11 protein-coding genes are annotated in these 13,498 nt (G+C 60.0%); 7 read left to right on the top strand and 4 right to left on the bottom strand.

The window, feature by feature from the left end:
* The first annotated feature begins 1 nt into the window (after position 1).
* The 5 genes from AAEZ06_RS07275 (at position 2) to AAEZ06_RS07295 (ending at position 6,938) form a co-directional block, all read left to right on the top strand.
* A complete protein-coding gene (locus AAEZ06_RS07275; RefSeq protein ID WP_350613652.1) occupies positions 2-931 on the top strand; it encodes an ABC transporter permease in 930 nt (309 codons plus the stop codon).
* Positions 921-1,730, top strand: coding sequence for an ABC transporter permease (locus AAEZ06_RS07280; protein WP_149412467.1), 810 nt, complete (start codon positions 921-923; stop codon positions 1,728-1,730). The genes AAEZ06_RS07275 and AAEZ06_RS07280 overlap by 11 nt, the downstream gene beginning before the upstream one ends.
* 21 nt (positions 1,731-1,751) lie before the next feature.
* The gene (locus AAEZ06_RS07285) at positions 1,752-3,176 is read left to right on the top strand and encodes a gamma-aminobutyraldehyde dehydrogenase (RefSeq protein ID WP_149412466.1); all 1,425 of its coding nucleotides are present in this window, start codon (positions 1,752-1,754) and stop codon (positions 3,174-3,176) included.
* 54 nt (positions 3,177-3,230) lie between these two features.
* Positions 3,231-5,093 (top strand): NAD(P)-binding protein, encoded by a 1,863-nt coding sequence (locus tag AAEZ06_RS07290; RefSeq protein ID WP_350613655.1) that lies wholly within the window; start codon positions 3,231-3,233, stop codon positions 5,091-5,093.
* Positions 5,094-5,312: 219 nt separating this feature from the next.
* Complete coding sequence (locus AAEZ06_RS07295; protein WP_350613657.1) at positions 5,313-6,938, top strand: glucan biosynthesis protein D; 1,626 nt, start codon at positions 5,313-5,315, stop codon at positions 6,936-6,938.
* A 7-nt stretch (positions 6,939-6,945) separates the two neighbouring features.
* Here AAEZ06_RS07295 and AAEZ06_RS07300 read toward each other — a convergent pair whose 3' ends face one another.
* The 3 genes from AAEZ06_RS07300 to AAEZ06_RS07310 all read right to left on the bottom strand — a co-directional run bounded on the left by AAEZ06_RS07300 (position 6,946) and on the right by AAEZ06_RS07310 (position 10,603).
* Positions 6,946-8,052 carry an NADH:flavin oxidoreductase/NADH oxidase gene (locus AAEZ06_RS07300; RefSeq protein WP_149412464.1) on the bottom strand — a complete coding sequence of 369 codons (1,107 nt, stop codon included), beginning with the start codon at positions 8,050-8,052 and terminating at the stop codon, positions 6,946-6,948.
* A gap of 151 nt (positions 8,053-8,203) precedes the next feature.
* Entirely contained in the window at positions 8,204-9,913 is a 1,710-nt protein-coding gene (gene recJ, locus AAEZ06_RS07305; RefSeq protein WP_149412463.1) for a single-stranded-DNA-specific exonuclease RecJ, read from the bottom strand.
* Between the two features lie 147 nt (positions 9,914-10,060).
* Positions 10,061-10,603 carry a YaeQ family protein gene (locus tag AAEZ06_RS07310; protein WP_149412461.1) on the bottom strand — a complete coding sequence of 181 codons (543 nt, stop codon included), beginning with the start codon at positions 10,601-10,603 and terminating at the stop codon, positions 10,061-10,063.
* Positions 10,604-10,751: 148 nt separating this feature from the next.
* Between AAEZ06_RS07310 and AAEZ06_RS07315 the strand changes: the two genes are divergently transcribed.
* Entirely contained in the window at positions 10,752-11,951 is a 1,200-nt protein-coding gene (locus AAEZ06_RS07315; RefSeq protein WP_149412460.1) for a CaiB/BaiF CoA transferase family protein, read from the top strand.
* Between the two features lie 28 nt (positions 11,952-11,979).
* Positions 11,980-12,864 (top strand): TIGR02285 family protein, encoded by an 885-nt coding sequence (locus AAEZ06_RS07320; RefSeq protein ID WP_350613661.1) that lies wholly within the window; start codon positions 11,980-11,982, stop codon positions 12,862-12,864.
* A 170-nt stretch (positions 12,865-13,034) separates the two neighbouring features.
* Here the strand turns inward: AAEZ06_RS07320 and AAEZ06_RS07325 are convergent, their stop codons facing one another.
* Positions 13,035-13,319, bottom strand: coding sequence for a DUF3509 domain-containing protein (locus tag AAEZ06_RS07325; protein WP_350613663.1), 285 nt, complete (start codon positions 13,317-13,319; stop codon positions 13,035-13,037).
* Positions 13,320-13,498 lie beyond the last annotated feature (179 nt).

Here is a 13,498-nt window from a genome sequence, read left to right on the forward strand (position 1 = left end):
CATGAGCCTGGCCCTGACTCAATCGCCGATGCGCAGGTTTTCCAACCTGCTGTACAGCAAGCCCAACCTGTACCTGTCGCTGCTGCTGATACCGCCGCTGATCTGGTTCGGTGCGATCTACCTGGGTTCGTTGCTGACTTTGCTGTGGCAAGGGTTCTACACCTTCGACGACTTCACCATGGCGGTGACGCCGGACCTGACCCTGGCCAACTTCGCCGCGCTGTTCCAGCCGTCGAACTTCGACATCATCCTGCGCACCTTGAGCATGGCGATTGTGGTGTCTATCGCCAGCGCTATCGTCGCGTTCCCCATCGCCTACTACATGGCGCGCTACACCACGGGCAAGACCAAAGCATTTTTCTACATTGCGGTGATGATGCCGATGTGGGCCAGCTACATCGTCAAGGCTTATGCCTGGACTCTGCTGCTGGCCAAGGGTGGCGTGGCACAGTGGTTCGTCCAGCACCTGGGGCTGGAGCCGGTGCTGCAGTTCATCATGGGGATTCCCGGTGTCGGCGGCAGCACCTTGTCCACCTCACATCTGGGGCGGTTCATGGTGTTTGTCTACATCTGGCTGCCGTTCATGATCCTGCCAATCCAGGCGTCCCTGGAACGCTTGCCGCCATCGTTGCTGCAAGCTTCGGCGGACCTGGGCGCCAAGCCGCGCCAGACCTTCATGCAGGTGATTCTGCCGCTGTCGGTGCCAGGAATTGCTGCCGGTTCCATCTTTACCTTTTCGCTGACCCTGGGCGACTTCATCGTGCCGCAACTGGTAGGCCCGCCGGGCTACTTCGTCGGCGGCATGGTCTACGCCCAGCAAGGCGCCATCGGCAATATGCCCATGGCGGCGGCGTTCACCCTGGTGCCCATCGTATTGATCGCGGTTTACCTGTCTATCGTCAAACGCCTGGGGGCCTTCGATGCACTCTGAAAAAGCTTCGTGGAGTCTAAAAGTTGCGGCTTGGGGCGGATTGGTCTTTCTGCACTTCCCTATCCTGATCATCTTCCTCTACGCCTTCAACACCGAAGAAGCGGCGTTCAGCTTTCCGCCCCAGGGCTTCACCCTGAAGTGGTTCAGCGTCGCCTTCTCAAGGCCCGACGTGCTGGAAGCGATCAAGTTGTCCCTGCAAATCGCCGCCATCGCCACGCTGATTGCGATGGTGCTCGGCACCCTGGCCTCGGCCGCGCTGTATCGCCGGGAGTTCTTCGGCAAGCAAGGCATCTCGCTGATGCTGATCCTGCCGATTGCCCTGCCGGGGATCATCACCGGTATTGCGTTGCTGGCGACCTTCAAGACGCTGGGGATTGAGCCGGGGATGTTCACCATCATCGTCGGCCACGCAACCTTCTGTGTGGTGATCGTCTACAACAACGTTATCGCCCGTTTGCGCCGCACCTCCCACAGCCTGATCGAAGCGTCGATGGATTTAGGCGCTGACGGCTGGCAGACCTTTCGCTACATCATCATGCCCAACCTCGGTTCGGCGTTGCTGGCCGGCGGCATGTTGGCGTTCGCCTTGTCGTTCGACGAAATCATCGTCACCACCTTCACCGCCGGCCACGAGCGCACCTTGCCGCTGTGGCTGCTCAACCAATTGAGCCGACCACGAGATGTGCCGGTGACCAACGTGGTGGCGATGCTGGTGATGATCGTGACGATGTTTCCGATTCTCGGTGCCTATTACCTGACCCGCGGCGGTGAAAGCGTGGCCGGTAGCGGCGGTAAATAATTGTTTGAAGAGGACACTCATATGCAAACCAAACTGCTGATCAACGGCCATCTGGTCGAAGGTGAAGGCCCGGCGCAGCCGGTGTTCAACCCGGCGCTGGGCCGTGTGCTGGTGGAGATCAAGGAAGCCAGTGAAGCGCAGGTCGACGCTGCGGTGCGTGCCGCCGATGCCGCCTTTGAAGGCTGGTCGCAGACGCCGCCCAAAGACCGCTCCTTGCTGTTGCTGAAACTGGCCGATGCTATCGAAGCCCATGGCGAAGAACTGGCCAAGCTTGAGTCGGACAACTGCGGCAAACCCTACAGCGCTGCGCTGAACGACGAGATCCCGGCGGTTGCCGATGTGTTCCGCTTCTTCGCTGGCGCCAGCCGCTGCATGAGCGGTTCGGCGGGCGGTGAATATCTGCCTGGTCACACCTCGATGATCCGCCGCGACCCGGTGGGCGTCATCGCCTCCATCGCGCCGTGGAACTACCCGCTGATGATGGTCGCCTGGAAAATTGCCCCGGCCCTCGCCGCCGGTAATACCGTGGTACTCAAGCCGTCGGAACAAACCCCGCTGACCGCCCTGCGCCTGGTGGAACTGGCCGCTGAAATTTTCCCGGCCGGTGTGCTCAACCTGGTGTTTGGCCGTGGGCCGAGTGTCGGTAGCCCATTGGTGAATCATCCGAAAGTGCGCATGGTTTCGCTGACCGGCTCCATCGCCACAGGTGCCAATATCATTTCCAGCACCGCCGACAGCGTTAAACGCATGCACATGGAGCTGGGCGGCAAGGCACCGGTGATCATCTTCAATGACGCCGATATCGATGCGGCTGTAGAGGGCATTCGTACCTTCGGTTTCTACAACGCCGGGCAGGATTGCACCGCCGCGTGCCGGATTTACGCGCAAGCGGATATCTACGATGCCTTCGTCGAGAAGCTGGGCGCGGCCGTCGCCAGCATCAAATATGGTTTGCAGGATGATCCGGACACCGAACTGGGTCCGCTGATCACCGCGCAACACCGTGACCGCGTGGCCGGTTTTGTCGAGCGTGCGATGGCGCAATCCCACATTCGGTTGATCACCGGCGGCAAGGCGGTTGAAGGCAATGGCTTCTTCTTTGAGCCTACGGTGCTCGCAGATGCGCAGCAGGACGATGAGATCGTGCGGCGCGAGGTGTTCGGGCCGGTGGTGTCGGTAACCAAGTTCACCGATGAGGCACAGGTTTTGGCCTGGGCCAACGATTCGGATTACGGCCTGGCATCTTCAGTGTGGACCGCCGATGTCGGTCGTGCGCATCGTTTGGCAGCACGCTTGCAGTACGGCTGCACCTGGGTAAACACCCACTTCATGCTGGTCAGCGAAATGCCTCACGGCGGTCAGAAACTGTCCGGCTATGGCAAGGACATGTCCATGTACGGGCTGGAGGACTACACCACGGTTCGCCATGTGATGTTCAAGCACTGACCTCGTTCCTACAGTAAAAGCACCTCATAACAATAAATACTTTCAGGACCCTTCATGGACATTACCCGCCGCGACTTCCTCAACGGCGTCGCCATCACCATTGCCGCCGGCATGACGCCGCTGCAAATCCTCCAGGCCGCCCCCGATGGCCGTTACTACCCGCCGGCCCTCACGGGCCTTCGGGGCAGCCACGTCGGCTCGTTCGAAATTGCCCACCAGATGGGCTGGGAGAAAAAGGTCTTCGACACCGAAAAACTGCCGATCACTGAAGACTACGACCTGGTGGTGGTCGGTGGTGGCCTGAGCGGCTTGTCAGCGGCCTGGTTCTACCGCGAAAAGCATCCGAAGGCGAAGATCCTGATCCTGGAAAACCACGATGACTTCGGCGGCCATGCCAAGCGCAACGAGTTCCAGGCCGGGGGCCGGATGATCATCGGTTATGGCGGCAGCGAGGCGTTCCAGTCGCCCAATCATCTGTACAGCCAGGAAGTGAACGGCCTGCTGAAAAAACTCGGGGTGAATATCAAGCGCTTCGAGACCGCCTTCGACCGTCAGTTCTATCCAGGGTTGGGCCTGTCACGCGGGGTGTTCTTCGATAAGGAAAACTTCGGTGAAGACAAACTGGTCACCGGCGACCCGACGCCGATGGTGGCCGACGATATCGCCCCGGATCAGTTGCATGCCCGCTCCATCAGCGACTTCATCAACGACTTCCCGCTACCCGAAGCCGACCGCCAGGCACTGATCGCCCTGCACGTCGCGCCCAAGGACTACCTGCCAGGCAAGACTACCGAGGAAAAGGCCGACTACCTGACCGTCACCAGCTATCGCAACTTCCTGCTCAAGGACGTGGGATTGTCTGAAGGTGCGGTGAAGTATTTCCAGAGTCGTACCAATGACTTCATGGCCCTGAGCATTGATGCTGTTGCATCGTCCGATGCCTACAACGTGGGTTTCCCCGGCTTCGGCGGGATGAACCTGGCGCCCATCAGCGAAGAAGCTGCGGCGGAAATGGAAGAGCCCTACATCTACCACTTCCCCGATGGCAACGCGTCCCTGGCACGCCTGATGGTGCGCAGCTTGATTCCGGCCGTGGCGCCGGGGCACACCATGGATGACGTGGTGCTGGCAGCGTTTGACTACGCCAAGCTTGATCAGCCCAAGGCACCGGTGCGGATACGCTTGAACAGCACCGCAGTCAGCGTGCGCAACGTTGGCGACGGCGTGCATATCGGCTACAGCCGTGGCGGCAAGCTCGCCCAGGTACGCGGCAAACGCTGCATCCTGGCCTGCTACAACATGATGATTCCGTACCTGCTGCGTGACCTCCCGGCGGAACAGGCCTACGCCCTGAGCCAGAATGTAAAGTTCCCGCTGGTGTACACCAAGGTGGTGATCCGCAACTGGCAGTCATTCCAGAAGCTCGGTGTGCATGAGATTTACGCGGCCACCCAGCCCTACAGCCGGATCAAGCTGGACTACCCGGTGAGCATGGGCGGCTACGATCACCCTCGCGATCCGACGCAGCCGATTGGTTTGCACATGGTCTACGTGCCCACCAGCCCCAACAGCGGCATGAACGCCCGCGACCAGGCCCGCGCCGGACGCGGTCGGTTGTATGGGCAGACCTTCGAAGTGCTTGAGGCGCAACTGCGCGATCAGTTGCAACGCATGCTCGGCCCAGGCGGGTTCAACCATGAGACGGACATCCTGGCGATCACGATCAATCGCTGGACCCATGGTTATGCGTACTTTTCCAACAGCCTGTTTGATGATGCCGACGAAAGCGAAAAGCTGATGAACCTGGCGCGCAAGCCCGTGGGGCATGTAAGCATCGCCAACTCGGATGCGGCGTGGAGCGCTTATGCCCATGCGGCGATTGATGAGGCGTGGCGGGCGGTAGGAGAAGTGGGCTAACCAGCATTTCGGAGCGAGCAAGCTCGCTCCTACATATTTTGTTTCACATCCGACGCCATTACCTCGCTATCAATCATTTTTTATCCGCCACCGAACGGCTTAAGCTATTTGGCATCTGTTTAATGTCCGTTGCGTTTGGCCGAAGGCATGTCCGAACCGTTATTTCTGATCCAGCACGTGCCAGGAACGGCGCGGGATTGTCCACGACAGGTTGTCTCTATGCACCGCAGGAATTTGCTCAAAGCGTCCATGGCCATTGCGGCTTACACCGGTCTATCGGCCAGCGGCCTCTTGGCTGCACAGGCCGGGGCGGGTAATCGCACCGCTGATGGCGAGGCCCAGGCGTTCGACTTCGACGCGCTGAAGATCCAGGCCAAGCAATTGGCCGGCAAGCGCTACCTGGACACCAAGCAGGTGCTGCCGCCGACCCTGGCGACCATGACCCCGCAGAACTTCAATGCCATCGGCTACGACGGCAAGCATTCGTTGTGGAAAGAGGTGAACGGCCAATTGGACGTGCAGTTTTTCCATGTCGGCATGGGCTTCAAGACGCCAGTGCGCATGCATAGCGTCGACCCAAAAACCCGCCAGGCTCGCGAGGTGCATTTTCGACCGGAGCTGTTCAACTACGAAAAAACCACGGTGGACACCAAACAGCTCACAGGTGACCTGGGTTTTTCCGGGTTCAAGCTGTTCAAGGCCCCAGAACTGGATCGGCACGACGTGTTGTCTTTCCTCGGCGCCAGCTATTTCCGCGCGGTGGATGCCACTGGTCAGTACGGTCTCTCTGCCCGCGGCCTGGCAATCGACACCTACGCGAAAAAACGCGAGGAATTCCCCGATTTCACCCAGTTCTGGTTCGAGACCCCGGACAAGGACAGCACCCGTTTCGTGGTCTACGCCTTGCTGGACTCGCCGAGCGCCACGGGTGCCTACCGTTTCGACATCGACTGCCAGGCCAACCAGGTCGTCATGGCCATCGATGCCCATATCAACGCCCGCACCACCATTGAACAACTGGGCATCGCACCGATGACCAGCATGTTCAGCTGTGGCACCCATGAACGGCGGATGTGCGACACCATCCACCCGCAAATCCACGACTCGGATCGCCTGGCGATGTGGCGCGGCAACGGCGAGTGGATCTGCCGCCCGCTGAACAACCCGGCGACCTTGCAGTTCAACGCCTTCGCCGACAAAGACCCGAAAGGTTTCGGCCTGGTGCAGACCGACCATGAGTTCGCCAGCTATCAGGACACGGTCGACTGGTACAGCAAGCGTCCAAGCCTGTGGGTAGAACCGACAACCGCGTGGGGCGAAGGCTCTATCGACCTGTTGGAAATTCCTACTACCGGTGAAACCATGGACAACATCGTGGCTTTCTGGACGCCGAAAAAACCAGTGGCCGCTGGCGACTCGTTGAACTACGGCTACAAGCTGTACTGGAGCGCATTACCGCCGGTCAGCACACCGCTGGCGCAGGTCGACGCCACCCGTTCGGGCATGGGTGGTTTCACTGAAGGTTGGGCACCGGGCGAGCATTACCCACCCGTCTGGGCACGACGTTTTGCCGTGGACTTCAAAGGGGGTGGCCTGGACCGCTTGCCAGAGGGCACGGGGATCGAGCCGGTAGTCACCTGCTCCCATGGCGAACTGAAGGACTTCAGCGTGCTGGTGCTGGATGCCATCAAGGGCTATCGAATCCTGTTCGACTGGTATCCGACCAGTGACAGTGTGGAGCCCGTGGAACTGCGACTGTTCATCCGCACCAATGACCGGACCCTGAGTGAAACCTGGTTGTACCAGTACTTCCCGCCAGCACTGGACAAGCGCAAATACACGTAACGCACGATCAATCCCGCAGGTCAGACTCATGAATAGGCTGATCCCGATGGGTCGCCCGCTGATACTGCGCCGGCCAGATGGCCTTGCGTCCGCCCAGGTCATCGTCGGCATGCAGCGGCCAGTACGGATCACGCAACAGCTCACGGGCTAGGAAGATGATGTCTGCCTGGCAGGTGCGCAGGATGTGCTCGGCTTGAGCAGGCTCGGTAATCATTCCCACGGTGCCGGTGGCCATACCGGATTCCTTGCGCACGCGCTCGGCGAAGCGGGTCTGGTAACCGGGGCCTATAGGGATTTCCGCATTGGCGGCGGTGCCGCCGGACGACACGTCAATCAGGTCGACGCCCAGGTCTTTCAGGCGCCGGGCCAGCTCCACAGTTTCGTCCGGGTTCCAGCCATCTTCAACCCAGTCGGTGGCCGACACCCGCACAAACAGCGGCAGTTCTTGCGGCCAGACCTCACGCACCGCCTCGGTGACTTGCAGCACCAGGCGGATGCGATTTTCGAAGGAGCCGCCGTATTGATCCTGACGCTGATTGCTCAGGGGCGAGAGAAATTGATGCAACAAATAGCCATGGGCGGCATGAATTTCCACCACGCTGAAACCAGCGCTCAAGGCGCGCTTGGCGGCGGCGACAAAATCAGCAATCACGCTCTGGATTTGCTCTTCGTCCAACTGTTTCGGTACGGTGTGCTGCGGGTCAAAGGCAATCGGTGATGGCCCGATCGGAACCCAGCCGCCGTCTTCGGGCTTGACGCTGCCGTGCTTGCCGATCCACGGCCGATGGGTGCTCGCCTTGCGCCCGGCGTGGGCCAATTGAATCCCCGCCACCGAGCCTTGGGCGCTGATGAAGCGGGTGATGCGTTGCAGCGGTTCGATCTGTTCGTCGTTCCAAAGCCCCAGGTCCTGGGCGGTGATCCGACCATCGGCCGTCACGGCGGTGGCTTCGGTAAAAATCAGCCCGGCGCCACCGACGGCACGGCTGCCGAGGTGCACCAGGTGCCAGTCATTGGCCAGGCCGTCAACGGCGCTGTACTGGCACATTGGCGACACGGCAATGCGGTTGAGCAGGGTCAATTGGCGCAAAGTGTAGGGTTCTAGCAGCAGACTCATGGGGCACCTCTTTTATGCAGTGGGCAGGCTCCAGGGTTCTGTTTGAAAGGTCGACGAAAAACCCGTCCCCGGCGGGCTGAAAAAAGACAAGGTCACAAGACCAATCACACAGTACTTAGAGATTAGTCGACAACGGGGGATTGCACAGGGTTCAGCGCGGCTCGATGTGGGCAATCATCAACTGTACGGTTTCCTGGCCACGGAATTCATTGACGTCTAGTTTGTAGGCCAACTCCACCCAGCGAATGTTCGGGTTTGGCCAAATCTCGCGGTCGACGCCAAAGGCGATGCCGTCCAGTTTCACCGAGCCACATTCACTCTTGAGTACCACTTTAAGGTGCCGCTCGCCCACCACACGCTGTTCCACCAACTGGAACACACCGTGAAACAACGGCTCGGGAAAATGCTGGCCCCACGGCCCGGCGTTGCGCAGGGCGCGGGCCAGTTCCAGATGGAATTCCTCGACCGCCAGGGTGCCATCAGACAGCAGGCGCCCGGTGAGGTCTTCTTCGCGCAGCTGCCGACGTACTTCGGTGTCGAAGGCTTCGGCGAACAGCGGGAAATTGGCTTCAGGCAAGGTCAGGCCGGCCGCCATGGCGTGGCCCCCGTACTTGGCGATCAGGTTCGGGTGCTGGCTAGCCACCACCGCCAGGGCATCGCGAATATGAAAGCCCGGCACCGAACGCCCCGACCCCTTGAGCAGTCCGTCGCCGGCATCGGCAAAGGCGATGGTCGGGCGGAAGTAACGCTCTTTCATCCGCGACGCCAGAATCCCGATGACGCCCTGGTGCCACTCCGGATCGAACAGGCACAGGCCGAACGGCATGGACTCCACCGGCAAGTCCTTGAGTTGGGCCAGGGCTTCGCGCTGCATGCCCTGCTCGATGGACTTGCGGTCCTGGTTCATGCCGTCCAGTTGCGCGGCCATTTCCCGGGCAGCGGCGAAGTCGCTGGTGAGCAGGCATTCGATGCCCAGGCTCATGTCATCCAGACGGCCGGCGGCGTTGAGCCTTGGGCCAAGGATAAAACCCAGGTCGGTGGACGTGATGCGCGCGTGGTCACGCTTGGCCACTTCGAGGATCGCCTTGATCCCCGGCCGGGCGCGACCGGCGCGAATGCGTTCCAGGCCTTGATAGACCAGGATGCGGTTGTTGGCATCCAGGGGCACCACGTCGGCCACGCTGCCCAGGGCCACCAGGTCCAACAGCTCGCCGATGTTCGGCTGGGGTTTGCTCTCGTACCAGCCAAGGCTGCGCAAACGGGCACGCAAGGCCATCAGCACGTAGAAGATCACGCCAACACCGGCCAGGGCTTTGCTGGGGAACTCGCAGCCTGGCTGGTTCGGGTTGACGATGGCATCAGCCGCCGGCAGTTCGTCGCCAGGCAAGTGGTGGTCGGTAACCAGCACCTTGAGCCCCGCCGCTTTCGCCGCTGCCACGCCTTCGACACTGGAGATGCCGTTGTCCACGGTGATCAGCAACTGCGGCTCACGCTGCAGGGCCACGGCGACGATTTCCGGGGTCAGGCCATAGCCGAACTCAAAACGGTTGGGCACCAGGTAGTCGACGTGAGCGGCACCGAGCAAGCGCAGGCCAAGCATGCCCACGGTGCTGGCGGTGGCGCCGTCGGCATCGAAGTCACCGACGATCAGGATCCGCTGGCGCTGCTCCAGGGCGATCACCAGCAAATCCACTGCGGCATCGATACCCTTGAGCTGCTGATACGGGATCAACCGTGCCAGGCTTTTATCCAGCTCGGCTTCCGACTCCACCCCGCGTGCGGCGTAGAGACGGGTCAGCAGCGGTGGCAGTTCACCGAGAAATGGCAGGACGGCGGGCAGCGGGCGAGGTTCGATACGCATGGGGTGACGGGGGCTTCTCTTAAATTGTAGGAGCGAGCTTGCTCGCGATGGTCGTTAACGATGACGCGTGTTGCCTGAATAAACGCGCTGTCCTCAGGTTCATCGCGAGCAAGCTCGCTCCTACAGGAGGCCGCATAAAACCAATGCCTAGCCGCGCTCGCCAACCAGCCATTCAAGCTGGACTTCATGCTGGCCACGGTCATCGGTCACAAAGATCGTACCTTCGCTGATCATCACGTCCCACTTGATCACCCGTGGCATGTCTTTGGCCAGGGTTTCGAGAATCTCCTGGGGCACGGCAGCGATGTGCACGTTTTTCAGGTTTTTCGCCACGGGAATCACCTTGCCTTCCCAGACCCGCAGGCTGCCGTATGCCAGTAAGCTGGTGCGTTCGGTACGACGCGAGCACCAGGTCAAGCGGTCGGCATCGGGCTGGCCGACTTCGATCCAGTGCAAAACTCGATCATCCAGGCTTTTTTCCCACAGGGCTGGCTCGTCTACATCTGACAGACCACGACCAAACGACAACTGCTCGTTGTACCAAAAGGCATAGGCCAGCAACCGCACGGTCATGCGCTCTTCGGTTTCCGACGGGTGGCGGGCGATGGTCCGCTTGATGCTCTCGTACACCGAACGATCGAGGTCGGTGAGGTTGAGTTCAAATTTGTAGGTCGTGGACGGCTGGGCCATGAACGGGCTTCTAGAGACTGGGAAAGGCGGCAAGTCTAACCGATGGAGGGGGCATTCAACGAATCCTGCGCTACATCATCCTTATCCCTGCACCGCTCGCCTATGTTAAAAGGCATCACAAACACGCCCCGCGCCTGAGAGGATCCTCATGTCGTTTACCGCCAAACCGCTTGCCGGCCTGAAAGTCATCGAACTCGGCACCCTGATCGCCGGCCCTTTCGCGTCCCGCATCTGCGCCGAGTTCGGTGCCGAGGTGATCAAGGTCGAATCCCCGGATGGCGGCGACCCTCTGCGCAAATGGCGCAAGCTGTATGAAGGCACGTCCTTGTGGTGGTTCGTCCAGGCGCGCAACAAACAGTCGCTGACCCTGAACCTCAAACATCCGGACGGCCTGGCGATCCTCAAGCAATTGCTGGCAGATGCGGACATTCTGATCGAGAACTTTCGCCCTGGGGTGCTGGAAAAGCTCGGCCTTGGCTGGGAAACCTTGCACGCGCTGAACCCTAAACTGGTGATGGTACGCCTTTCGGGCTTCGGCCAGACCGGGCCGATGAAGAATCAACCGGGGTTCGGCGCGGTGGGCGAGTCCATGGGTGGCCTGCGCTATATCACTGGTTTCGAGGACCGTGCACCGGTACGAACCGGGATTTCCATCGGCGATTCGATTGCCGCCTTGTGGGCGGTGATCGGCGCGCTGATGGCTTTGCGTCATCGCGAGGTCAACGGTGGCCTGGGCCAGGTGGTGGATGTGGCGTTGTATGAAGCCATCTTCGCCATGATGGAAAGCATGATTCCGGAGTTCGACGTGTTCGGTTTTATCCGCGAGCGCACTGGCAATATCATGCCAGGGATTACGCCCTCGTCGATCCACACCAGCGCCGACGGCAAGCATGTGCAGATCGGCGCCAATGGCGATGCGATCTTCAAGCGTTTCATGCTGGTCATTGGGCGCGAGGATTTGGCCAATGACCCGCAACTTGCCAGCAACGATGGCCGTGACAGCCGGCGCGACGAGCTGTATGGGGTGATTGATCGCTGGGTCAATTCGTTGCCACTGGAGCAAGTGGTAGAGCAGTTGAACCAGGCGGAGGTACCCGCCAGCCGGATCTACAGCGCTGAAGACATGCTCGGCGATCCGCAATTTCTCGCCCGCGAGATGTTCCTCCAGGCGAAGCTGCCAGGGGGCAAGGACTTCAAGATGCCCGGCATCGTGCCCAAACTCTCGGACACCCCCGGCAGCTGCGAGTGGGTCGGCCCGCAGTTGGGAGAGCACAACGCTGTGGTGCTCAACTCACTGGGCTACGACGACGCGGCCATTACCCGTTTGCGTAAAGATGGCGCTATCTGATGCGGTTTTCAGGAGAACACTCAAGATAATGGCCTGTCGCCTCAAGAGACGCTTCCTTCGCCTGTTTTTCATTACTTCGCTGCTCGGGGCGCTGCCGCTATCGAGCCAGGCCGAGGAAACCTTGACGTGGCTGGTGCGCGACCTGCCGCCGATGACCATTTTCGAAGGCCCGCAAAAGGGTCAGGGCACCGTCGACCAATTTCTGCCGATACTCATTGAACACTTGCCGGAATACCGGCACCAGATCCTCCACGTCAACCGTGCCCGAGGCATGCAAATGCTGCTGGCGCCCTCCTTCACCTGCGATCTGTCCTTGTTGTGGACGCCGGCACGAGCAAAGTCGATTGTATTTTCCACCCCAGCCTTCGCGGTGCTAAGCAATGGCGTAGCGATCCGCCGATCCCAACAGGACGCGCTGGCGCCTTTCGTCGTTGACGGCAAGGTCGACCTGGAAAAGCTGTTGGACGCCAGGGACGCGCGCCTTGGGGTAGTCGCCGAGCGCAGCTATGGCCCTTTCATTGATGAGCGATTGCAACACACTGACCCGCACAAACTGACGCCGCATTACGGCAACGATGCACTGGGAAGCCTGCTGCAAATGCAGCGCCTGGGGCGACTAGAGGCAGTGCTGGGCTACTGGACAGAAATTCGTTATCAGGCCCGGCAACAGGGTATTGATCCCAACGACTTGATCTTCTATCCGATCACCGGCACCGCGCTTTATCAGCGAATCCATATCGGTTGCTCCGACACCGCCCAGGGTCGACAAGCCATTGAACACATCGACCAAGTGTTGCAAAGCATCCCCCAGGAGCCACTGCTACAGTCCTACGCCTCATGGCTCGACCCGGTGCTGCGCGAACAATACCTGAAAGACAACCCGCAGTTTTTCGAAGACTCTCCAGGCCAATGACAAATCCCGGGCAAAAAGAAACCCCGAGAAGTGGGGAGACGACTCGGGGTTAAACGTGGCCTATAAAGACCAGTACAACAAGCTACAAGCACCGGAGCACAATGCTTGATCTTGCTGTTACAAAATCTGACTCGCCCTACCGTAGGAAGGTTCCAAATAAAAATAATTCTTCATGCCACCGCGCCGGTACGGGTCAGGGCCGCATTGCGCAACGCCGCGATAACCGAGGGTTCCAGGCGCCCTTCGGCGATCATCAAGTCGCGGTGCAGACAGTCCACTACGTCCACCAGTGAGCGCTTGTCGGTCAATTGCGCCCGGTCGACTTCACGCTCGACAACAATCGCACCGACTGGGTTCTTCACGGTCACCAGGCATTCGCCCTGCACACCAGAGGTGGTCAGCGTAACCTGATAAGGGCTCAGTGCTTCACCGAGCAATAGGCTGATACTTTCCATCTCGATCACCACTCAATAGTTCGAAAACAATCGTGTAAACGGGAGCTGCATCTACCCTTAGTGACTACTTGTGACGTAGGAAAGTTCGCCTTTTCGTCTTTGGGGCCTGTAGGGGAATGACTTCAAGAGCATGCGCTTGCAATATGACAACGAAAAAACGGTCGCTCATAACTGCTTAT

Source organism: Pseudomonas sp. HY7a-MNA-CIBAN-0227 (assembly GCF_040310325.1).
In the GTDB taxonomy this organism is placed as follows: Bacteria; Pseudomonadota; Gammaproteobacteria; order Pseudomonadales; family Pseudomonadaceae; genus Aquipseudomonas.